General features: G+C 73.3%; 22 protein-coding genes. 14 read left to right on the forward strand and 8 right to left on the reverse strand.

What is annotated here, in order from left to right; genetic code table 11:
* Window positions 1-111 precede the first annotated feature (111 nt).
* A complete protein-coding gene (locus I3F54_RS27135; protein WP_240121553.1) occupies window positions 112-891 on the forward strand; it encodes a CPBP family intramembrane glutamic endopeptidase in 780 nt (259 codons plus the stop codon).
* Between the two features lie 39 nt (window positions 892-930).
* Here the strand turns inward: I3F54_RS27135 and I3F54_RS27140 are convergent, their stop codons facing one another.
* A complete protein-coding gene (locus I3F54_RS27140) occupies window positions 931-1,740 on the reverse strand; it encodes a PhzF family phenazine biosynthesis protein (RefSeq protein WP_240121554.1) in 810 nt (269 codons plus the stop codon).
* Between the two features lie 279 nt (window positions 1,741-2,019).
* Here I3F54_RS27140 and I3F54_RS27145 point away from each other — a divergent pair, with 279 nt between their 5' ends.
* From I3F54_RS27145 to I3F54_RS27155, 3 genes are all read left to right on the forward strand, one after another.
* Window positions 2,020-2,643 (forward strand): PadR family transcriptional regulator, encoded by a 624-nt coding sequence (locus tag I3F54_RS27145; protein WP_240121555.1) that lies wholly within the window; start codon window positions 2,020-2,022, stop codon window positions 2,641-2,643.
* Between the two features lie 304 nt (window positions 2,644-2,947).
* Complete coding sequence (locus I3F54_RS27150) at window positions 2,948-3,955, forward strand: DMT family transporter (RefSeq protein WP_240121556.1); 1,008 nt, start codon at window positions 2,948-2,950, stop codon at window positions 3,953-3,955.
* 190 nt (window positions 3,956-4,145) lie between these two features.
* Window positions 4,146-5,102, forward strand: a complete 957-nt coding sequence (locus tag I3F54_RS27155; protein ID WP_240121557.1) for a DMT family transporter — start codon at window positions 4,146-4,148, stop codon at window positions 5,100-5,102.
* A gap of 84 nt (window positions 5,103-5,186) precedes the next feature.
* Here the strand turns inward: I3F54_RS27155 and I3F54_RS27160 are convergent, their stop codons facing one another.
* Both I3F54_RS27160 and I3F54_RS27165 read right to left on the reverse strand, forming a co-directional pair.
* On the reverse strand, window positions 5,187-5,819 hold the full coding sequence (locus I3F54_RS27160) for an FMN-binding negative transcriptional regulator (protein WP_240121558.1): 633 nt from the start codon (window positions 5,817-5,819) through the stop codon (window positions 5,187-5,189).
* The gene (locus I3F54_RS27165; protein ID WP_240121559.1) at window positions 5,819-6,499 is read right to left on the reverse strand and encodes a pyridoxamine 5'-phosphate oxidase family protein; all 681 of its coding nucleotides are present in this window, start codon (window positions 6,497-6,499) and stop codon (window positions 5,819-5,821) included. Before I3F54_RS27165 ends, I3F54_RS27160 begins: the two co-directional genes overlap by 1 nt.
* A 47-nt stretch (window positions 6,500-6,546) precedes the next feature.
* Between I3F54_RS27165 and I3F54_RS27170 the strand changes: the two genes are divergently transcribed.
* A complete protein-coding gene (locus I3F54_RS27170) occupies window positions 6,547-7,878 on the forward strand; it encodes an aminotransferase class I/II-fold pyridoxal phosphate-dependent enzyme (protein ID WP_240121560.1) in 1,332 nt (443 codons plus the stop codon).
* Window positions 7,879-7,959: 81 nt separating this feature from the next.
* On the opposite strand, the gene I3F54_RS27175 is transcribed toward I3F54_RS27170, so the two are convergent.
* A complete protein-coding gene (locus tag I3F54_RS27175; protein ID WP_240121561.1) occupies window positions 7,960-8,928 on the reverse strand; it encodes a DMT family transporter in 969 nt (322 codons plus the stop codon).
* A 75-nt stretch (window positions 8,929-9,003) separates the two neighbouring features.
* On the opposite strand from I3F54_RS27175, the gene I3F54_RS27180 reads away from it, so the two are divergent.
* On the forward strand, window positions 9,004-9,927 hold the full coding sequence (locus I3F54_RS27180; protein WP_240121562.1) for a LysR family transcriptional regulator: 924 nt from the start codon (window positions 9,004-9,006) through the stop codon (window positions 9,925-9,927).
* On the opposite strand, the gene I3F54_RS27185 is transcribed toward I3F54_RS27180, so the two are convergent.
* A complete protein-coding gene (locus tag I3F54_RS27185; RefSeq protein ID WP_240121563.1) occupies window positions 9,914-10,381 on the reverse strand; it encodes a pyridoxamine 5'-phosphate oxidase family protein in 468 nt (155 codons plus the stop codon). The genes I3F54_RS27180 and I3F54_RS27185 overlap by 14 nt on opposite strands.
* A gap of 248 nt (window positions 10,382-10,629) precedes the next feature.
* Entirely contained in the window at window positions 10,630-11,064 is a 435-nt protein-coding gene (locus tag I3F54_RS27190; protein ID WP_240121564.1) for a Rieske (2Fe-2S) protein, read from the reverse strand.
* Between the two features lie 93 nt (window positions 11,065-11,157).
* Here I3F54_RS27190 and I3F54_RS27195 point away from each other — a divergent pair, with 93 nt between their 5' ends.
* From I3F54_RS27195 to I3F54_RS27225, 7 genes are all read left to right on the forward strand, one after another.
* Window positions 11,158-11,922, forward strand: coding sequence for a HipA family kinase (locus I3F54_RS27195; protein WP_240121565.1), 765 nt, complete (start codon window positions 11,158-11,160; stop codon window positions 11,920-11,922).
* A gap of 29 nt (window positions 11,923-11,951) precedes the next feature.
* On the forward strand, window positions 11,952-12,368 hold the full coding sequence (locus tag I3F54_RS27200) for a DUF3037 domain-containing protein (RefSeq protein ID WP_240121582.1): 417 nt from the start codon (window positions 11,952-11,954) through the stop codon (window positions 12,366-12,368).
* A 290-nt stretch (window positions 12,369-12,658) separates the two neighbouring features.
* Window positions 12,659-13,420 (forward strand): 3-oxoacyl-ACP reductase FabG, encoded by a 762-nt coding sequence (gene fabG, locus I3F54_RS27205; RefSeq protein WP_240121566.1) that lies wholly within the window; start codon window positions 12,659-12,661, stop codon window positions 13,418-13,420.
* A gap of 13 nt (window positions 13,421-13,433) precedes the next feature.
* Window positions 13,434-14,198 (forward strand): SDR family oxidoreductase, encoded by a 765-nt coding sequence (locus I3F54_RS27210; RefSeq protein ID WP_240121567.1) that lies wholly within the window; start codon window positions 13,434-13,436, stop codon window positions 14,196-14,198.
* Window positions 14,199-14,403: 205 nt separating this feature from the next.
* The gene (locus I3F54_RS27215) at window positions 14,404-15,993 is read left to right on the forward strand and encodes an ABC transporter substrate-binding protein (RefSeq protein WP_240121568.1); all 1,590 of its coding nucleotides are present in this window, start codon (window positions 14,404-14,406) and stop codon (window positions 15,991-15,993) included.
* Between the two features lie 79 nt (window positions 15,994-16,072).
* Window positions 16,073-16,756, forward strand: a complete 684-nt coding sequence (ung, locus tag I3F54_RS27220; RefSeq protein ID WP_240121569.1) for a uracil-DNA glycosylase — start codon at window positions 16,073-16,075, stop codon at window positions 16,754-16,756.
* Window positions 16,757-16,946: 190 nt separating this feature from the next.
* Window positions 16,947-17,429 (forward strand): hypothetical protein, encoded by a 483-nt coding sequence (locus tag I3F54_RS27225; RefSeq protein WP_240121570.1) that lies wholly within the window; start codon window positions 16,947-16,949, stop codon window positions 17,427-17,429.
* Window positions 17,430-17,439: 10 nt separating this feature from the next.
* On the opposite strand, the gene I3F54_RS27230 is transcribed toward I3F54_RS27225, so the two are convergent.
* Window positions 17,440-17,955 carry a hypothetical protein gene (locus tag I3F54_RS27230; protein ID WP_240121571.1) on the reverse strand — a complete coding sequence of 172 codons (516 nt, stop codon included), beginning with the start codon at window positions 17,953-17,955 and terminating at the stop codon, window positions 17,440-17,442.
* Between the two features lie 259 nt (window positions 17,956-18,214).
* On the opposite strand from I3F54_RS27230, the gene I3F54_RS27235 reads away from it, so the two are divergent.
* On the forward strand, window positions 18,215-19,126 hold the full coding sequence (locus tag I3F54_RS27235) for a Gfo/Idh/MocA family protein (RefSeq protein ID WP_240121583.1): 912 nt from the start codon (window positions 18,215-18,217) through the stop codon (window positions 19,124-19,126).
* On the opposite strand, the gene lnt is transcribed toward I3F54_RS27235, so the two are convergent.
* Complete coding sequence (lnt, locus tag I3F54_RS27240) at window positions 19,044-20,618, reverse strand: apolipoprotein N-acyltransferase (RefSeq protein ID WP_240121572.1); 1,575 nt, start codon at window positions 20,616-20,618, stop codon at window positions 19,044-19,046. The genes I3F54_RS27235 and lnt overlap by 83 nt on opposite strands.
* Between the last annotated feature and the right edge of the window lie 42 nt (window positions 20,619-20,660).

Here is a 20,660-nt window from a genome sequence, read left to right on the forward strand (position 1 = left end):
CCCGGCGCCCGCCCCCCTCCGCGTCCCCCGTCCACCCTCTTCGTAGTCTCTTGCGAGGCCCCGCACCGGTGGACACCGGACCGAGCGGGACTGAGCAACTGGAGGCGGCAGGTGGCGGAGACCTTTCCCGAGCGGCGGCTGGCGCGGCGGACACTGCGCGACGAGACACTGCTGGTTCTCGCGCTCTCGCTGGGCGCCAGCGGCCTGTCGGCGCTGATCAGCTTCATCGGATCGGTCACCGCACCGGGCGGACTGAAGGACCAGGCGGCCACCCTCAACGCCTCGGCCGCGCCCGGCCGCCCGTGGCTCGACCTGGCCTGGCAGCTCTTCGGGATCGCCTCGGCGCTGGTGCCCGTCGCGCTCGTCGCGCACCTGCTGATGCGCGAGGGCGAGAGCCTGCGCACCCTCGGCTTCGACCGCACCCGGCCGTGGCCCGACCTCGGCCGTGGGGCGGCGGTCGCAGCCGTCATCGGCAGTACCGGCGTCGCCTTCTATCTCGCCGCCCGCGGTCTCGGGTTCAACCTGACCGTGGTGCCCGAGGCGCTGCCCGACGTGTGGTGGAAGTTCCCGGTGCTGATCCTGTCCGCCGTGCAGAACGCCGTCCTCGAAGAGGTCATCGTCGTCGGCTATCTGCTGCGCAGGCTGGGCCAGTTGGGCTGGAGCCCGGGTGGCGCGCTGGTCGCCAGCGCCGTCCTGCGCGGCTCCTACCACCTCTACCAGGGCATCGGCGGATTCCTCGGCAACATGGTGATGGGCGTCGTCTTCGTCTGGCTGTACCGGCGGTGGGGGCGGGTCGGCCCGCTTGTGGTGGCGCACTCCCTGCTCGACATCGGTGCCTTCGTGGGGTACGCGCTGCTGGCCGGCCGAGTGGACTGGCTGCCGACGGCCTGACGGCCGTACGCCCCTGCCCGCGCCGCCGGCACGCCCCGCTCAGGCGAGCAACTCGCCGTCGATCACGGTGACCGCCCGGCCGCCGAGCAGGGTGCGGCCGCCGCGCAGTTCGGTGCGGACGCGGCCGGGGCGGGGCGAGGCCTGCAGGCCGGTCAGTTCGGCGCGGCCGAGCCGCTCGGACCAGTAGGGGGCGAGCGCGGTGTGGGCGCTGCCCGTGACCGGATCCTCGTCGATGCCGAGGCTCGGGAAGAAGCAGCGGGAGACGTAGTCGTAGCCCCGGGTGGCGTCCTCGGCGCGGGCGGTGGCGATGATGCCGCGCCCGGAACGGCCGGCCAAGGCCCTGTGGTCCGGCGTGAGAGCGCGCACCGTCTTCTCGTCGGCGAGCTCCACGAGCAGGTCGCCGACGTTCGGGCCGGTGTCGTGGGCGGTTCGCGGCTCGGCGCCCAGGGCCTCGGCGACCCCGTCCGGTACGTCGACCGCGGTGAGCGGTGCGGTGGGGAAGTCGAGGGTGATCGAGCCGTCCTCGTGGGGCGAGGCGACGAGCACCCCGCTGCGGGTGGCGAACCGGACGGGGCCGACGTGGGCGCCGGTGCCGGCGAGGACGTGGGCGGTGGCGAGCGTGGCGTGGCCGCACAGGTCGACCTCGGCGACCGGCGTGAACCACCGCAGCGCCCAGTCGGCCTCGGCGTCCTCCGGCAGCCGGTGGGCGAAGGCGGTCTCGGCGTGGTTCACCTCCATCGCCACCTTCTGGAGCCGGTCGTCGTCGGGGAAGGCGTCGAGCAGCAGGACGCCGGCCGGGTTGCCGGTGAAGGGGCGGTCGGTGAAGGCGTCGACGATTCGGATGCGCATGCCTCCACACGCTAGGGGCGACGCAGAGCCCCGGGCCAAGTCCAATGCGCGGGTCGTGGACCGTTTTCCGGCGAGACCGTCGTGTCTCGGCGAACGCCCGGCGCCGCCCGTCCGGGCGACCTGCCCGGAGTCCCGTCGGCCCCGTACCGCGGGCTGCCTGGCACGGCCCGGCGCGGGCGCGGCCGTTTGGCCGACTGCTCACCGAGGGTTGTCAGTCGATAGTTTCCGATATATCGTTGAGGCATCGCGACAGATCAACGATGGAATGGAGTGGTTGCGATGCGTACCCATGGATTCGGATACGAGCGTGGACACGGCGGTCCCGGGCAGTACGGCCGGGGCGGCTTCGACGGGCGGCGCGGTGCCTTCGGGCCCTTCGGGCCGGGTGGGCCCGGTTTCGGCGGGCCGGGCTTCGGGCCGGGCGGCCCCTGGGGGCCCCGGGGGCGCGGCGGGCCGCGCGGCAGGGCGCGGAGGGGAGATGTGCGGGCCTCGATCCTCGCCCTCCTCAAGGACCGGCCGATGCACGGCTACGAGATGATCCAGGAGATCGCCGAACGCAGCGGTGGTGCGTGGAAGCCGAGCCCCGGCTCGGTGTACCCCACCCTCCAGCTGCTGGAGGACGAGGGGCTGATCGTCAGTGAGGCCGAGGGTGGCAAGAAGCTGTTCTCGCTCACCGAAGCGGGCCGGACCGCTGCCGAAGAGGGACCCGAGGCGCCGTGGGAGGAGGCCTCGCGCGGAATCGACTGGGAGGCCCTCCATGACGTCCGCCAGGCCGGCTTCGGGCTGATGGAGGCCTTCGGGCAGGTCTGGAAGACCGGCAGCAAGGAGCAGCGCGAGAAGGCGCTGGCCGTGATCGGCGAGGCCCGCAAGAAGCTGTACCTGATCCTCGCCGACGAGGACTGAGCCCCCACCGGCGAAGGGCGCCCGGCGGAACCGTCCGCGGGGCGCCCTTCGCCGTGCCGCGACGGGGATCGCGGGGTCCGGCCCCGCCGTGCCGGCCGGAGGGTGGGCTCGGGCCGCTTGCCGTCGACCCCGGCGCCCGGGCCGTCGAGGTGCTCGCCGCCGGCATCGGGGTCCGTGAGGTCGCGCACGTCCCGTAGGGGGACGCCGGGTCGCAGCACCCTGTCCGGTGGCCGTGGTGGCCGGCCGTCCAGCCCGTGAGACAGGTGTCATAGAGGATGACGCTCCTGTCGTCGCCTGTCATCATGTGCCGGTGCATACGTCTGGAAGCAGTCAGGGCCACCGCGGGAAGAGCCTCGGGCTCTCCCTCGCCCTCGCGTCGGCACTCGCCTTCGGCGGATCCGGCGTGGCGGCCAAGCCGTTGATCGAGGCGGGGCTCGACCCGCTGCACGTGGTGTGGCTGCGTGTCGCGGGGGCGGCCCTGGTGATGCTGCCGCTGGCCGTGCGCCACCGGGCATTGCTGCGTCGGCGGCCCGCGCTGCTCGCCGGGTTCGGTCTGCTGGCCGTGGCCGGGGTCCAGGCCTGCTACTTTGCCGCGCTCTCGCGCATCCCGGTCGGCGTCGCACTGCTGGTGGAGTACCTCGCGCCGGCGCTCGTGCTGGGTTGGGTGCGGTTCGTGCAGCGGCGGCCGGTCACGCGCGCCGCTGCCGTGGGCGTCGTGCTCGCCGTCGGCGGACTCGCCTGTGTCGTCGAGGTGTGGTCGGGCCTGAGCTTCGACGCCTTCGGACTGCTGCTCGCCCTCGGTGCCGCGGGTTGCCAGGTCGGCTACTTCGTGCTCTCCGACCACGGCGGTGATTCCGGCGCCGACGCTCCCGACCCCCTGGGTGTCATCGCCTACGGTCTGCTCATCGGTGCCGCCGTGCTGACCGTCCTCGCCCGCCCCTGGGACATGGACTGGTCCGTGCTCGCAGGGAGCGCGCGCATGGACGGCCGGCCCGTCGCGGCCTGGCTGCTGCTGGCCTGGATCGTGCTGATCGCCACCGTCGTCGCCTATGCCACCGGGGTGCTGTCGGTGCGCCGGCTCTCCCCGCAGGTCGCGGGTGTCGTGGCGTGCCTGGAGGCGGTCGTCGCGACCGTGCTGGCCTGGACCCTGCTCGGCGAGCACCTGTCCGCGCCGCAGCTCGTCGGCGGTGCCGTGGTCCTCGTGGGAGCGTTCATCGCCCAGTCCTCGGCGCCCGCGAGGAGCTCCGCGGAGCCGGTGGTGAGCGGCGGCGGCCCGGAAAGGGAATTGGCGGCCCGGGGCACGGCCGCCTAGGGTGCCGGTCATGCATTCGGACGCGCTCGTTCTGCCGCCGCCGGCCGCCTGAGGCGGGCCCTCCGGTGGAGTACGCCCGGCGCGGGTCGCCGGGCCGAACGGTGCTGCCCGCAGAAGAAGCCCGCGGATCCCGCCGCCGCTCTGGCCGGCCGGGATCCTCCCTCCTTCCGAGCTTCTGCGGAGAGAACGCGTGTCCCTTCCTGTTTCCGGTCCCGCTTCCGGTGCCGTTTCCGGCCTGCCCGTCGGGCGAGGCCTGTTGTGTCTGATCGTCGCCGGTGTCGCCTGGGGCACCGCGGGTGCCGCCGCGTCACTGGTCTACCGCACCAGTGACCTGGGTCCCGTCGCCCTGTCCTTCTGGCGGTGCGCCGCCGGACTCGTCCTGCTGCTCGCCGCGAGGCTGCTGCATCCGGGAGCCCGCGGCTCCACCGGCCCGGGGCCGCTCGCCCGCAGTACGGGGCGGGCCGTGGCCACGGGCGTGGGTCTGGCGGTGTTCCAGACGGCCTACTTCGCCGCCGTCGCCGCGACCGGGCTCGCGGTGGCCACCGTGGTCACGCTCGGTGCCGGGCCCGTCCTGATCGCGTTCGGTGCCCGGCTCACCCTGGGGGAGCGGCTCGGCTCGGGTGGGGCCGCCGCCGTCGCCGGTGCGCTCACCGGGCTGGCAGTGCTCGTCCTCGGCGGCGGGGGGACGGCCGTACGGCCCTGGGGGGTGCTGCTCGCGCTGGTGTCCGCCGCCGGGTACAGCACGATGACGCTGCTCACCCGCCGCTGGGGGCGTGCGGGAGGTGCCGACGCCTCGGCCACGACCGTGTCGGCGTTCGCCGTGAGCAGCCTGTGCCTGCTGCCGTTCGCCCTCGCCCAGGGGCTGGTGCCGCACACCGTCGATCCGGTCCGCACCGTGGTGCTGCTCGCCTACATCGCGGCCGTGCCGACCGCCCTGGCCTACGCGCTGTACTTCGCGGGCGCGGCCGTGGTCCGGGCGGCGACCGTCTCCGTGATCATGTTGCTGGAGCCGGTCGCCGCGGCCGTACTCGCCGTCGCCGTCCTCGGGGAGCAGCTCACGGCCACCACCTGCGCCGGCACGCTGCTGATGCTCGGCTCGGTGGCCGGACTGGCGTGGGCGGAGGCCAGGGCGGCGGTACCCGCCTGACGCCGGGGCCGTGGACAGCCTCGCCCGGTGGCCGTACCACCCTGCCACCGGGGCGGGCGCGCTGCCGTCGGCGGGCGCGCCCGGTCAGGGGGAGCGCCGGCGCAGCAGGTGGTCCCGTGCCGCCGCGTCCCCCGGCCCGCCCCGGGCGGCGAGGCCGGCCGCGATCCGGTCCTGCGTCTCGGCCGGACGGTGACCGGCGTACTTGAACTTGGCCCGTACGCCGGTCACTTCGAGCCGCAGACCGCGGATGCCCGACAGCTTCCGCCCGTACGGCTCCTCGCCCGCCGCCGCCCGTGCCGAGCCGCCCTCCGGCTGGAGGTGGCCGAGCTGGCGGTTGAGCAGTACGGCCTTGTCCGCCGGGTCGTCCACGACACGGGCGCGGCAGCGCAGCTGGACGGCCGCGTAGAAGCTGGTGGGCGTGCCGTGTGCGGCCGGGCCGCCGGGCGGGGCCTGCCACGGGCCGGGGACGTACACGTAGTCGTCGATCACGCTCAGCACCACGACCGGGTCCGCCTCCAGCGCCGCACGCAGCGGGTTGGGCCGGGCGAGGTGGGTGACGGCCTCGGCTCGGTCGGCGTCGTAGGCGAAGCGGAGCGGCTGCACGAAGGGCGGCTCGCCCGCGGGGCCGTTGACGGCGAGTCGGCCGAAGTCGTGGACGGCGAGCCAGTCCTGCCACTCGGCGTCGTCGCGGGGTGCGTCCCAGGGGCGGATCAGCATCACAGGGCCGCCAGGTAGCCGGGCAGAGGGGTGCCGGGCGCGAGCTGCGGGTCGGCCAGGGGCGCCTCGTAGCCCTTGCGCAGCGGGACGAGGCCGGCCCAGTGCGGCAGCGCGAGGTCCTCGGGGTCGTCGTCGACGCCTCCGGTGCGCAGCTTGGCGGAGACCTCGTCCAGGTCGAGGCGTATGACGGCGGTGGCGGCCAGCTCCTTCCTGCCGGCCGGCCGGGAGTCCTTCGCGCGGCCCGGTACGACGTGGTCGACCAGGGCGTCGAGCGCGCGCCGCTTCTCGTCGGGGTCGGTCACGTCGTGGGCGACCCCGTGCACCACCACCGAGCGGTAGTTGACCGAGTGGTGGAAGGCCGAGCGCGCCAGGACCAGCGCGTCGACGTGCGTCACCGTCAGGCAGACCGGGAGGCCCTCCCCGGCCCCGCCCGTCATCCGCAGCGGGCGTGACCCCGTCGAGCCGTGGACGTAGAGCCGGTCGCCGACCCGTCCGTAGAGCGTCGGCAGCACCACGGGGGCGCCGTCGCGGACGAAACCGAGGTGGCCGACGTACGCCTCGTCGAGGATCGCGTGCACGAGCTCCTTGTCGTACCGGGCGCGATCGGCGGCGCGGGTGGGCACGGTGCGGTCGGTGGGACGGTACGCGGCGGATGGCGTCGTCTTCGGGGTCCCCTGCATGGCGCTCTCCCTAGCTTCCCTCATTGCACTAGTGCATAATGTGTTTTGTGCTAGGAGAATATCCGATCAAAGGTCGGCGTGCAGCGGAGATCGCCGCCGACGTCGAGCGCGCGGTCGCCGGGGGTGCGCTGAGCCCCGGTGAACCACTGCCACCCCTGCGGGAGTTGGCCGTCCACCTGGGGGTGAACCCGAACACGGTCGCGGCGGCCTACCGCACCCTGCGTGAACGCGGCGTCATCGAGACCGCCGGGCGGCGCGGCAGCCGAGTGCGCCCCAGACCGGCGACGACGGGCCGCGAGTACATCGCGGTGGAGGTCACCGAGGGCGTGCGCGACGTCTCCACCGGCAACCCGGACCCGGCGCTCCTGCCGCCTCTGGGCCCCGCCTTCGCCGAGGCGGCCGGGCAGGGGGACCGGGAGCCGGTCCTGTACGGGGCCGCGGCGGTGGAGCCGGATCTCGCCCGCCTGGCCCGGGCGGAGATGGACGCCGACGGGGTGCCGGACGGGCCCCTGGCCGTCGCCTCCGGTTCGCTGGACGCCATCGAGCGGGTCCTCGCCGCGCACCTCAGGCCGGGGGACACCGTCGCCGTGGAGGACCCCGGCTGGGGGAGTCTGCTCGACCTCGTCCCGGCGCTCGGGCTGCGCACCGCCGCCGTCGGTGTCGACGACGAGGGGCCGCTGCCCGAGGACGTGCGGCGCGCTCTCACCGGTGGGGCCCGCGCGCTGGTCGTCACCGACCGGGCGCAGAACCCGACCGGTGCCGCCGTGAGCACCGCACGCGCGCGTGCCCTGCGCGCGGTGCTGCGCGACCACCCGGACGTCCTGCTCGTCGAGGACGACCACGGTCACCGCATCGTCGACGTCCCCCTGCACCCGCTCGCGGGCACCACCCGCAACTGGGCCGTGGTCCGCTCGGTGGCCAAGGCCTACGGCCCCGACCTGCGCCTCGCCGTGCTCGCCGGGGACGACGTCACCCTCGACCGGGTGCGCGGACGGCAGCGGCTCGGCCCCGGCTGGGTCAGCCGGATCGCCCAGCGGGCCGTGGTGAGGTTGTGGGCCGAGGGCGCCGTGGACGCCCGTGCGGTCGCCGCGGAGTACGGCAGGCGCCGCGAGGCGCTGATCGGTGCGCTGGCCCGGCGCGGTGTCGCGGCGCACGGCCGCAGCGGGCTGAACGTGTGGATCCCCGTCCCCGACGAGACCGGTGCCGTCGCCCGGCTCCTCCAGGCGGGATGGGCGGTCGCGCCCGGAGCCCGCTTCCGGATCGGCGCACCGCCCGGGATCCGCGTCACCGTCGCCACCCTGCCGGACGCCGAGGCCGAGCCGCTGGCGGAGGCGATCGCCGCCGCCCTGGGCCCCGGCGCCGAGCGCAGCACGGTCTAGTGGTCGCTGTCGCTGTCGCTGTCGCTGTCGCTGTCGCTGCCGGGTGCCGGCCGTGGGTGGTCGGGGCCGGTGGCGCTGCCGTCACGGCTTCGGTCTCACCTGCGTCAGCGCTGCCCCGGCGAGGACGATCACCGCGCCCACCGGGGTCGACCAGCGCAGCGACTCGCCGAGCAGGGCGACCCCCGCCACCGTGGCGATGACCGGGATGAAGTACGTGACCATCTGCGCGGTCGTCGGACCGACCTCGGCGACGATGCCGTACTGGACGAGCATCGCCACTCCGGTGCCCAGCGCGCCCAGCGCGATCACCGCGAGGAGCGGCAGCACCGGGACGCCGGCCGGAGGGGATGTGAACAGCGGCGTGACGAAGGCGAGTTGGGCGGTGGCCAGCAGCAGTTGCGCCCCGGTCAGCGACAGGTGGGAGTGGCCGCTGCCGGCCAGGGTGCGGCGGACGTGGATCCAGCCGACCGGGTAGCTGAGAGAGGCCAGCAGCGCGAGCGCCGTGCCCCTGGCGTCCACGCCGGAGAACCCCTGCCAGACGCCGAGGACCGTCAGCACGCCGAGGAAGCCCAGGCCCAGGCCGGCCACCCTGACCCGGGTCGGCCGGTCCTCGGAGAGGGCGACCAGGGACAGGGCCATCCCCCACAGGGGGGACGTCGCGTTGCAGATGCCGGCCAGCGTCGACGGGATCGACATCTCCGCGAAGGCGAACAGGGAGAAGGGCAGTGCGTTGAGCAGCAACGCGGCCACCGCCAGATGCGCCCATGTGCGCAGCCCGCGCGGGAGCCGCTCACGCCTGACCGCCAGCGCGATCGCGAGCACCGCCGTGCCGAACACCAGCCGGCCGAGGGTCACCTGGAAGGGGGCGAATGCCTCGGTGCCGACCTTGATGAGCAGAAAGCTGAAGCCCCAGATCAGCGACAGGGCGGCGAACCGCACGCGCCAGTCGAGGCGGGGGCGCGAGGAGGCGGAACTCCGGACGGGGGGTGTGGACGGTGCGCCGGGTGCCGCGGCGCGGGCGGCGGGGGAGGGACGCGAGGCGGTGCTCATGGAGGCAACCATGCCGTCGGCCCATCTCGTAGCACAATCGAGAATTCGCACCGTGTATCTCGTAGTATCGCTTACATGTTGAATCTGGAGCGCCTGCGCACGCTCGACGCCCTGGCCCGGCACGGCTCGGTGAGCGGTGCCGCGGAAGCGCTGCACATCACCACGTCCGCCGTCTCCCAGCAGATGTCCAAACTGGAGCGGGAGGTGGGCCAGCAGCTCCTCGCCAAGAACGGCCGGGGGGTGCGCCTGACGGACGCCGGCCGGTTGCTCGCCGAGCACGCCGCACGCATTCTGTCGCAGGCCGCCCTCGCCCAGGCCGACCTGGAGGCGCAGCGCGGGCAGGTCGCGGGGGAACTCAGGATCTCGGCGTTCCCCACCGCCGCACGCGGGCTGTTTCCCCTCGCCCTCTCCGCGCTGCGCGCCGAGCACGCGGCACTGCGGGTGCGCTCGTGCGAACTGGAGCCGGAACACGGCATCGCCGGGGTCGTCCGCGGCGACCTCGACCTGGCCGTCGTCCTCGACTGGTACAACAAGCCGATGCCCCTGCCGGACGGTCTGGCCAAGGCCTCCGTCCTGGACGACCCCGCCGACGTGGCCATGCCCGTCGACCACCCGCTCGCCGGGCGGGACGAGGTGGACCTCACCGAGTTCGCCGAGGACGAGTGGATCACCTGGGGGCAGGGGGAGTTCTGCCACGAGTGGCTGATGTTCACGCTGCGCGCCAAAGGGGTGGAGCCCAACGTCGCACACCGCGCCGCGGAGACGCACACCCAGCTCAACCTGGTCGCGTCCGGTCTCGGCGTGTGCATCGCCCCGCTGCTGGGCCGCCATCCGATGCCCGCAGGCGTCGTCACCGTCCCGCTCAGGCAGCGGGTGCGGCGTCACGTCTACGTCGTCTGGCGCACCGACGCCGATCGCCGCCCGTCGATCCGCGCGGCCGTCAGGGCGCTGCAGACCGTGGCGGAGCGGATCGGCGGGGAGGCCGCTACGGGGGGCTGAGCTTGCGGAAGTCCCAGGAGACGACCTTCTCCGGGACGAGCCGCAACCAGGCGTGCCGGCCGTCGTGCGGCAGGGCGTCCAGGCCGAAGTTCTTGCGTGCGAACAGCGTCTCCACCGCGTCCAGTTCGGCGCACAGCTCCCCGGTCCGCGGCACCTCGCCCACCACCTCCACGGTGCCGGACAGCTCCACGCCGCGCAGCTCGTGGTACTCCTCGCCCGTGTCGACCACGATCGCGACCCGCGGATCGCGCCGCAGCTCGGTCCAGCGCCTGCTGCGCACGACCGAGTACAGCCACAGGGCCCGGCCGTCCCACAGGAACCACAGGGCGCTCACGTGCGGAAATCCGTCGGCCGACACCGTGGCTACCCGGCAGGTGCGCTGGGCGGCGAGGAACTCGTCCAGTTCGCCGGGCGTCATCATGATCTTCCGGCCCCGGCGTTGAACGACGGTCATGCAGCCCCCTCTTGTACCCGGAGATCCCCTGACAACACGTCAGAAAAGGATGCAGTGTCTTCCTCCGGCGCGCAACGACGTGCGGAGTGGCCCGCCCCGTGCCGCGGGCCCGGCGGGTCGCCATCCCCCCGGGGTGCCGACGCCCCCGTTCCCGGCCCGTGGCCCCGGACACCGCCGCCCGCTCCGCCACCGCGGCGACGGGGGTGTGGCAGAACGTTTCACTCCGGGCCGGCGGTGCGCGGCGCCCGTCACGCGAGAGTGATCGAGTCCCCGCTCACCGTGATCTGCTCGGCGGGCAGCGGCTTGGTCGCCGGGCCCTTCTTCACGCTGCCGTCGGTGACGGAGAACTCGCTGCCGTGGCACGGGCACGTGATGGCCCCGTCGGCGATGCCCGTCACGGCGCAGCCCTGGTGGGTGCACGTGGCCGAGAACGCCTTGAAGCTGCCCGCCGCCGGCTGGGTCACCACGACGCCCTGATCCTTGAAGATCTTTCCCCCGCCCTCGGGTATGTCCGAGGTCTTGGCGAGCACCGTGCCGGCCGCACCCGCCTTGGACGAGGCCTTCGACCCGTCGTCCCCGGCCCCGCACGCGGTCAGCGCGACGGCGACGCCGACCGCACCGGCCGCCGCCACGACGGTGCGCCGGCTCGGGGCCGAGGGGGTCTGGAGCGGTTCGCTGGTCATGCTGACGTCCCTTCCCGGGGCTGCTGATGATCTGTTGCCCTCTGGTACGGGCCATGTCCCCGCGTCGTTCAGCCCCGGACGTAACCTGGGGCGATGCTGAAGGAAGTGACCGCGACCCGCTACATCACGCCCCTGCGTGAGGGAGGTTCGCTGCCGGGGCTCGTCGAGGCCGACGACTTCGGGACGTACGTCATGAAGTTCGCCGGCGCGGGACAGGGCCGCAAGACACTCGTCGCCGAGGTCGTCGGCGGAGAACTCGCCCGCCGCCTGGGCCTGCGCGTGCCGCGGCTGGTCGCGATCGGCCTGGACCCCGTGCTGGGGCTCGGCGAGCCCGACCAGCAGGTCCAGGAACTGCTGAAGGCCAGCGGAGGGCTCAACCTCGGCATGGACTTCCTCTCCGGCGCTCTCGGCTACGACCCGCTCGCCTTCCCGGTCGGCCGGAAGGAGGCGGGGCGGATCGTCTGGTTCGACGCGCTCGTCGGCAACGTCGACCGGTCCTGGTGCAACCCGAACCTGCTGATGAGCCGGGGCGAGCTGTGGCTGATCGACCACGGTGCCACCATGATCTGGCAGCACAACTGGCGTGGGGCCGAGGCCCTGGCCGCCCGCCCGTACGACGCCTCCGACCACGCCCTGAAGCAGTTCGCGCCGGACGTGGCGGCCGCCGCGGCCGAGCTGGCGCCGCTCGTCACCGCGGAACTGCTGGCCGAGGTCACCGCCGAGATCCCCGACGCCTGGCTCACCGACGAGCCCGGCTTCGACGCGCCGGACGACCTCCGCCGGGCCTACGCACGGCCCCTGCTCGCCCGGGCCGCCGACATCCACGAGCGCATCCAGGGAATCCAGGGGGACCGGTGAGCGAGCGACGCATCGACGTGGCGGGCGCGATGACCGAGCGCCACATCACCCGGGCCGGCCAGGGCGGCGACCGGGACGTGTACGAGTACGCGCTGCTGCGGGTGGTACCGCGGGTCGAGCGCGGCGAGTGCATCAACGCGGGCGTGCTGGTCTACTGCCGCGCGAAGGCCTACGTCGGTGCCCGCACCCACCTCGACGAGGCGAGGCTGCTGGCCCTCGACCCGCAGGCGGACGTGGCCGGGATCCGGGCGGCGCTGCACGCCGTGCAGGAGGTGTGCGCCGGCGGCACCGGTGCGGGCCAGGCGGCCGGCGACGACGCCGGCCGACGCTTCCGCTGGCTCGTCGCGCCCCGCTCGGCGATGGTCCAGCCGGGTCCCGTCCACACCGGCCTGACGGTCGACCCGGAGGCCGAGACCGTGCGTCTGCTGGACCTGCTGGTGCGCTGACGTCCTGCCACGGGGAGCGGGCGGTGGGACGGGGTACCGCGGCGGGTGGCTCGCACGCCGGCCGCACGCGGGCGACGCCCCGTCGCGGGCACGGCCGGCTCGGCCCCCGGAGTGCGTCACCAGGGGCCGAACGGGTGGTGGCCGGGCAGCGGCACGGGTAATGGATCACAACCGGTCTGTGTGCCGTTGACACCGCGTGCCAGGGCTTCTAGCGTCACGTCTGCTGAAGGTACTAAGCGGTCGCTCACTAGAACGGGCGCACTTTCTCAAGGGCGAGGAGAACACCAGCCATGTCCACCACTGAGCAGCGGGTTGCCGTAGTGACCGGTGCGGCGCGCGGCATCGGCGCCGCCACCGCCGTCCGACTGGCCGCCGAGGGCCACGCGGTCGCGGTGATCGACCTCGACGAGGGCGCCTGCAAGGTCACCGTCGAGAAGATCACCGCCGCCGGGGGCCGGGCCGTCGCCATCGGCGCCGACGTCTCCGACGAGGCCCAGGTCGAGGCGGCGATCGCCCGCGTCGCCGAGGAACTCGGCGGCCCGACGATCCTGGTCAACAACGCGGGGGTGCTCCGTGACAACCTCCTGTTCAAGATGAGCGTCTCCGACTGGGACACCGTCATGAGCGTGCACCTGCGTGGCTCCTTCCTGATGAGCAGGGCCTGCCAGAAGCACATGGTCGACGCAGGCTTCGGCCGCGTCGTCAACCTCTCCTCGTCCTCGGCGCTCGGCAACCGCGGCCAGGCCAACTACTCCGCCGCCAAGGCCGGCCTGCAGGGCTTCACCAAGACCCTCGCCAAGGAGCTCGGCAAGTTCGGCATCACCGCCAACGCGGTCGCCCCCGGCTTCATCGCCACCGAGATGACCAAGGCCACCGCCGACCGCGTGGGCATGGGCTTCGAGGACTTCAAGGCGGCAGCCGCCACCCAGATCCCGGTGCAGCGCGTCGGTGAGCCCGAGGACATCGCCAACGCCGTCGCCTTCTTCACGGGCGAGGCGGCCGGCTTCGTCTCCGGCCAGGTGCTGTACGTCGCCGGTGGACCGCTCGACTAAAGAGGACACGCACATGACTTCGCAGCTCCCCGAACTCTCCGGCAAGGTCGCCCTCGTCACCGGCGCCAGCCGCGGCATCGGCTACGGCGTCGCCGAGGCCCTCGTCGCCCGCGGCGACCGCGTCTGCATCACCGGACGCAACGAGGAGGCACTCAAGGAGGCCGTCGAGAAGCTCGGTGCCGACCGTGTCATCGGCGTCGCCGGCAAGGCCCACGACGAGGCCCACCAGGCCGTCGCCGTCGAGCGCGCCATGGAGGCCTTCGGCCGCGTCGACCACCTCGTCAACAACGCCGGGACCAACCCGGTGTTCGGCCCGATCGCCGACCTCGACCTGAACGTCGCGCGCAAGGTCTTCGAGACCAACGTCGTCTCCGCGCTCGGCTTCGCCCAGCGCACCTGGCACGCCTGGCAGAAGGACAACGGCGGCACGATCGTCAACATCGCCTCCGTGGCGGGTCTCTCGCCCTCCCCGTTCATCGGCGCCTACGGGGTGAGCAAGGCGGCGATGATCAACCTGACGGTGCAGCTGGCGCACGAGTTCGCGCCGGGGGTCCGGGTCAACGCCATCGCCCCGGCCGTGGTGAAGACCAGGTTCGCGCAGGCCCTGTACGAGGGCCGCGAGGAGGAGGCCGCAGCCGCCTACCCGCTGAAGCGGCTCGGCGTGCCCTCCGACATCGGCGGTGCCGCGGCGTTCCTCACCTCGGAACAGTCCGCCTGGATCACCGGCCAGACCCTCGTCGTCGACGGCGGCATCTACCTCAACGCCGGCGTGGCCTGACCCGGCCACCCGGACGGGCCGGAACGGGCGCCGCTTCTGTACGAAAGCGGCGCCCGTGTCCACTCCGGCACCCGCGGAAGGGGCCTCTGGCCCTCTCTGACAACGTCGTCATAAACAGTGTGTCAATCGAGACCTGAGAAGCGGAGCCACCAGCCCGGACACTGCGGTATGGTCTGCCGACCCTTGGTATGGCAGATCGAGGAGCGTGCGCGTGTTCAACCGGAACCGATGCCTGCGGCAATTGGCGGCGATCGCTTCCATATCCTCCCTGGTGGCCGGATGCGGCCTCCTGTCGGATGGCGACCCGGCCGACGCCGGCCCGATCGTCGTGGGAACGACCAGCTCCCCCAGCACGCTCGATCCCGCCGCCTCGTGGGACGGATCCTGGGAGCTCTTCCGCAACATCTACCAAACGCTGCTGGCCTACCCGAGCGGCGCGACCACGCCCCAGCCGGACGCCGCCGAGGAGTGCGCCTTCACGGACGACTCCAACCGCACCTACCGGTGCACGCTGCGGGCCGGCATGACGTTCTCCGACGGTGACGCGCTGGACGCCAAGGCCGTCAAGTACTCCATCGACCGGATCAAGAAGATCGACGTTCCGGCCGGTCCCACAGGCCTCCTGGGCAGCCTGGACTCCGTGGAGGTGAGCGGGGACCGCGAGGTGGTGTTCCACCTCAACCAGTCCGACGCCACCTTCCCGTTCGTGCTCGCCACGCCGGCCATGTCGATCGTCGACCCCGACGACTACCCCGCCGACGCCCTGCGCAAGGACGGGCACGTCACCGGCTCCGGGCCGTACGTCCTGAAGGCCTACACCGAGGGCAAGCAGTCCGTCCTCGTGAAGAACGACCGGTACAAGGGCCTCGCCAAGCGCAAGAACGACGCGGTGACCATCCGCTACTTCCAGGAGTCGGCCAAGATGGCCAAGGCGCTGCGCGCCAAGGACATCGACATGATCTACCTCGGTCTCGGCGCCAACGACATCGTCGAGCTCCAGAAGAAGGACCCGGGCGACGGACTCCAGCTCATCGAGAGCGCGGGCACCGACATCAACTACCTGGTGTTCAACCCCAAGGACAAGTGGGCCGGCAAGACGGCCGTGCGTCAGGCCGTCGCCCAGGTCGTCGACCGCGCGGCCATCGCGCACAAGGTCTACAAGGACACCGTGGACCCGCTGTACTCCATGGTTCCGAAGGGCCTCACCAGCCACACCACCGGCTTCTTCGACGACTACGGCGACCCCGACCCCAAGAAGGCCCGCACCACGCTGAGGGAGGCGGGGATCACGGAGCGGGTGCCGCTCACCCTCTGGTACACCACCGACCGCTACGGCTCCGAGACCGCCGTCGAGTTCAAGGAGCTCAAGCGGCAGCTGGAGGACTCCGGCCTGTTCACCATCACGCTCAAGAGCAGGCCCTGGAAGACGTACGTGGAGGGCTACCAGAAGGGCGAGTACGCGGTCTTCGGTCGTGGCTGGTTCCCGGACTTCCCGGACGCGGAGAACTTCATCGCGCCGTTCGTCGGCAACGACAACGCCCTGGGGACGCCGTACCCCCAGCCCGAGATCACCGGTGTGCTGCTGCCCCGCTCGCGCCGGGAGAGCGACCGCGCCAACGTCGTCAAGGACTTCAAGCGCGCCCAGCAGATCCTGGTCGACGACGCCCGGCTGTTGCCGCTGTGGCAGGGCAAGCAGTACACCGCCGCCAGCGACGACATCTCCGGGGGCGAGCGTGCGCTGGACCCGTCGATGATCATGATGATGTGGGAGCTGTCCCGCAAGACCAGTTGGTAAAGCCGTCCGGGACCCCGATGTCAGTGGGCGCCTGTAGGTTCTGAGACCTGAAGCGACCGCACGACAGAAGGACGTTGACGTGACCGACACCGCCATGCTGCCCGAGTCCTGGCGCGGGGTCCTGGGCGACGAACTCCAGCAGCCCTACTTCAAGGAGCTGATGGAGTTCGTCGAGGAGGAGCGGGCGAAGGGTTCCGTCCACCCGCCGCGCGACGAGGTCTTCGCCGCACTGGAGGCGACGCCGTACGACCGGGTGAAGGTGCTGATCCTCGGCCAGGACCCGTACCACGGCGAAGGGCAGGGCCACGGGCTGTGCTTCTCGGTCCGGCCCGGCGTCAAGATCCCCCCGTCACTGCGCAACATCTACAAGGAGATGCACCAGGAGCTGGGCACGCCCGTCCCGGACAACGGCTATCTGATGCCGTGGGCGCAGCAGGGCGTGCTGCTGCTCAACGCCGTGCTCACCGTCCGCGGCGGCGAGGCCAACTCGCACAAGGGCAAGGGGTGGGAGAAGTTCACCGACGCGGTGATCCGCGCGGTGGCGGACCGCCCGGACCCGGCCGTCTTCGTCCTGTGGGGCAACTACGCCCAGAAGAAGCTCCCGCTGATCGACGAGACCCGCCACGTGGTGGTGAAGGGCGCGCACCCCTCGCCGCTGTCGGCGAAGAAGTTCTTCGGCTCCCACCCCTTCACCCAGATCAACGAGGCGGTCGCCCGCCAGGGCCACACCCCGATCGACTGGACCGTCCCGAACCTGGGCTGACGTGCCGCCGGGCCGGTCCCGCACGGGGGCGGATCGGAGCGGATCGGTGCCGCCTGAGCCCGATCGTCCCTCCCTGCCGCTAGCGTCGGGGCCAGTGCCGTGACCGGAGCGGCCCGCCGCGAGCCGGCGCACCCTCCGGACGCGGCACCGGCAGCCGGCAGGACGGCGGACGAGAGGCACGGAGGACGTGGTGGCCGAGCGACGGGAGCAGGCGGCGCCGGACGCGATGCTGACCCGGATCGGGCAGGTGGTGATCCTGCACCACGGCGGCGACCGGGAGGAGGCCCGGCGCCGCTTCCTCGACCTGTGGGCGGAACTCGGTGCGGACGGCGACCCGCTTCACCGCTGCACCCTCGCCCACTACCTGGCCGACACCCAGGACGACCCCGAGGACGAACTCGCCTGGGACCTGAGGGCGTTGACCGCCGCCGCCGAAGTCACCGACGACCGTCCGGCCCGCCACGAGGGCGCGCCCGCGGCCCGCGCGCTCTACCCCTCGCTGCACCTGAACCTGGCCGCGGACTACGTCCGGCTCGGCCGCCCCGACGCCGCCCGCACCCATCTCCACCGGGCCCGTGGGGCGGCCGCGTCCCTCGCCGAGGACGGTTACGGCGACGGGGTCCGGGCGGCGATCCGGCGGATGGAGCTGCGGCTCGGTGAGCACCGCGACTGATCCTGGGAGCTCACCGGCCGTACGCCCGGTCGCACGCCACGGCCTCCGGGCTGTCCGCGCGCCAGCCGCCGTACCGCCTGCCGAGTGCGCAGACGTCGCCGTGCTCGCGGACGGTGCCCCGCACGGACTCGGCGACGTCGGGGAGGCCGAGCTGCGGGGGCCGGTGCGATTCCGGATTCCCGGGGTGCTGCTCCGCGGCACGGGGCCGCGACGGCGCGTGCCGTGCCCGCTGCTGCCCGTCGGCCGCATCGGGACCGGCCACGCGGTGCTGCGGCGCCTCGTCGGTGCCGGGCTCCGCCCTGCGGGACGGCCCGACCAGTTCGAGGGCCTCGCGGGCCGGTGCCTGCACGATCTGCGGCTCGGCCGACCCGTCCGGCCGGGGCACGGACGGCAGGGCCGGCGCGGACGACCCCGAGGGCGGCGGGTGCGGTCCGGAGACGGGTGGGCGCTGGACCGTCACACAGCCTCCGAGGGCCGATACGGCCACGGTGACCAGGAGCGTTGCGGTGGTCGTCGTTCGATGCACCCGCGCAACTCTGCTGCGTCGGGGGCCGGCTCGGACGGTGGACAGGCGCAGGATGCCCCGCACGGGTGATCTCCGCACTCCTACGGAGGGTCGGGGGCCGTCCACGGCTGACGTCACTCGCCCCTGACGCGTCGACGCGCGCCGCGCTGTCGCGGACGGGCCGCGCGCGCTCCGCCGGGCTTCCGCCGGCCGGCGGCTTCCCGGGGCCCCGTATGCTGCGGGAGGCGGGATGGAACAGGCAAGCAGTGTGGGAGGGCCCGTGAAGGTCGGCTGCATCGGACTCGGCGACATCGCGCAGAAGGCGTACCTGCCCGTGCTGGGGATGCTGCCCGGGGTGGAACTGCACGTGCAGACGCGTACCCCCGCCACGCTCGCCCGGGTCGCCGACAGCCTGCACCTCGCGCCGGCGCAGCGGCACGCGGACCTCGACTCCCTGCTCGCCCGGGACCTTGACGCCGCCTTCGTGCACGCGCCCACCGCCGCACATCCCGAGATCGTCACCCGGCTGCTGCAAGAGGGTGTCGCCACCTACGTGGACAAGCCCCTGGCCTACGAACTCGCCGACTCCGAACGGCTGGTGGCACTCGCGGAGGAGCGGGACACCTCGCTGGCCGTCGGCTTCAACCGGCGCTTCGCGCCCGGCTACGCCCAGTGCGCCGAGCACCCGCGCGAGCTGATCCTCATGCAGAAGAACCGCGTCGGACTGCCCGAGGAACCCCGCGCGATGATCCTCGACGACTTCATCCACGTCGTGGACACCCTGCGCTTCCTGGTCCCGGGGCAGGTCGACGACGTGACCGTCCGGGCGCGTGTCGAGGACGGCCTGCTGCACCACGTGGTGCTCCAGCTCGCCGGCGACGGCTTCACCGCGCTCGGTGTGATGAACCGCCTCAGCGGCTCCAACGAGGAGATCCTGGAGGTCTCCGGCCAGGACACCAAGCGGCAGGTCGTCAACCTCGCCGAGACCGTCGACCACAAGGGCCAGCCCACCGTGCGCCGGCGCGGCGACTGGGTGCCGGTCGCCCGGCAGCGGGGGATCGAGCAGGCGGTGCTCGCCTTCCTCGACGCCGTCCGGGCCGGGAGGGTGCTCAGCGCCCGGGACGCGCTGGCGACCCACGAACTGTGCGAGCGGGTCGTGGGTGCGGTCCTGGAGCGCTCCGGCGCAGTCTGACCGCCCGCGCCCCCTCCGCCAGCGACAGCACGGCGAGCACCAGCAGGGCCACGTGCACCGGCCAGTCGCCGAAGCGGACGTACGGTGTGACGCCGTCGGCCACGGGTACGTCGTACACCTCCGCCGTGCTCGCCCGGGTGCCCAGCCACGGGCCGACGCGCTGCCCGTCCGGTCCGAAGACGGCGGAGACGCCCGTGAGCGTGGCGTGCACCATGGGCCGGCCGGTCTCGGCGGCCCGCAGTGCCGCCAGCGACGCGTGCTGCCGCGGCGCCCAGCTCCCCTGGAACGTGGAGGTCGACGACTGGCCGACCAGCACGTCGGCGCCGGCCTGCGCGAGCCGGCGGCTCATGTCCGGGAACGCCGTCTCGAAGCACACCAGCGGCCCCAGACCGAGGCCGTGTCCGGCGTCCATCACCACCTGCCCGGTCCCACGTCTGCGGTCCTCCCCGGCCGCCTTGCCGACCGCGGTCGCCCAGCCGAGCAGTGACCGCGCCGGAACGTACTCGCCGAAGGGGATCAGCCGCATCTTGTCGTAGCGGTCGCCGGTGAGGCCGTCGGGACCGACCAGGACGGAACTCTTGTAGATACCGGGCCGGTCGGAGCGCCGGGCGTCCACGTTGACCAGGATGTCCGCACCCGTCTCCCGGGACAGCGCCGCGATCCGCCGGGCCAGGTCCGGCCGCTCGCCCAGGTCGAAACCGACGCTGCTCTCGCCCCAGACGATCAGGTCGAGGTCCTGGCCGACCAGCCGGCGGGTGAGCTGCTCCTCGCGGTCGAAGCGCCGGTTGCCGCTGTCGGTGCCGTCGACGATCCCCGGCTGGACGACGGCGATCCGGGCCAGGCCCGTCTCGTGCGGGCGCGGCGACCACACCCAGGCCGCCGAGGTGGCCGCCGCGGTGGCGACCAGGCCGGCCACCGCCGGGACACGCGCCGCGCGCACGGCCACGAGAACGGCGACCGCCACGTTCACGGTCACCAGCAGGAAGCTCACCAGCCACACCCCGCCGACCGAGGCCAGCCGCAGCGCCGGCGCCACCTGCCACTGGCTCGCCCCGAGCATGCCCCACGGCCCGCCCAGCGCCTGCCAGGAGCGCACCAGCTCCGCGGCGAGCCACGCCGACGGCAGTACGACCAGGGCCGCCGCGATCCGTCCCCGAGCCGGAACACCCGCCAGGAACCGCCGCACCAGCCAGCCCCAGGGCGCCCACAGCACACCGAGCAGGCCCGCCAGCACCAGCGTGAACACGTGCAGGCTCGGCAGCAGCCAGTGGTGCATGGCCAGCATGAAGCCGAACCCGCCGCTCCAGCCGTCGAGCGCCGCCCGCCGGGCCGTGGGCGCCGTCCGCGCGAGCAGGATCCACGGGACGAGCACGCCGTACGCGCACCACCACAGGGCCGGCGCCGGGAAGGCCAGCACGGGCAGCGCACCGGCCGCCGCCGCCAGCGCCGAACGGCGCCACGGGGAGGCGAGCCAGCCTTCGAGCGTCTCCATACGGCGCCTTCCTACCCGGTGGGGCCTCCCAGTGTCGCGCGC

The organism is Streptomyces sp. MUM 2J (genome assembly GCF_022414535.1).
Taxonomy (GTDB): domain Bacteria; phylum Actinomycetota; class Actinomycetes; order Streptomycetales; family Streptomycetaceae; genus Streptomyces.

What these genes read in the sequence shown, in the direction of transcription:
- lnt (WP_240121572.1), bottom strand. Translation starts at nt 20,618, where the DNA reads ATGGAGACGCTCGAAGGCTGGCTCGCCTCCCCGTGGCGCCGTTCGGCG.
- I3F54_RS27195 (WP_240121565.1), top strand. Translation starts at nt 11,158, where the DNA reads ATGCTGAAGGAAGTGACCGCGACCCGCTACATCACGCCCCTGCGTGAG.
- I3F54_RS27200 (WP_240121582.1), top strand. Translation starts at nt 11,952, where the DNA reads ATGACCGAGCGCCACATCACCCGGGCCGGCCAGGGCGGCGACCGGGAC.
- I3F54_RS27190 (WP_240121564.1), bottom strand. Translation starts at nt 11,064, where the DNA reads ATGACCAGCGAACCGCTCCAGACCCCCTCGGCCCCGAGCCGGCGCACC.
- I3F54_RS27180 (WP_240121562.1), top strand. Translation starts at nt 9,004, where the DNA reads ATGTTGAATCTGGAGCGCCTGCGCACGCTCGACGCCCTGGCCCGGCAC.
- I3F54_RS27160 (WP_240121558.1), bottom strand. Translation starts at nt 5,819, where the DNA reads ATGCTGATCCGCCCCTGGGACGCACCCCGCGACGACGCCGAGTGGCAG.
- I3F54_RS27140 (WP_240121554.1), bottom strand. Translation starts at nt 1,740, where the DNA reads ATGCGCATCCGAATCGTCGACGCCTTCACCGACCGCCCCTTCACCGGC.
- fabG (WP_240121566.1), top strand. Translation starts at nt 12,659, where the DNA reads ATGTCCACCACTGAGCAGCGGGTTGCCGTAGTGACCGGTGCGGCGCGC.
- I3F54_RS27145 (WP_240121555.1), top strand. Translation starts at nt 2,020, where the DNA reads ATGCGTACCCATGGATTCGGATACGAGCGTGGACACGGCGGTCCCGGG.
- I3F54_RS27185 (WP_240121563.1), bottom strand. Translation starts at nt 10,381, where the DNA reads ATGACCGTCGTTCAACGCCGGGGCCGGAAGATCATGATGACGCCCGGC.
- I3F54_RS27210 (WP_240121567.1), top strand. Translation starts at nt 13,434, where the DNA reads ATGACTTCGCAGCTCCCCGAACTCTCCGGCAAGGTCGCCCTCGTCACC.
- I3F54_RS27175 (WP_240121561.1), bottom strand. Translation starts at nt 8,928, where the DNA reads ATGAGCACCGCCTCGCGTCCCTCCCCCGCCGCCCGCGCCGCGGCACCC.
- I3F54_RS27165 (WP_240121559.1), bottom strand. Translation starts at nt 6,499, where the DNA reads ATGCAGGGGACCCCGAAGACGACGCCATCCGCCGCGTACCGTCCCACC.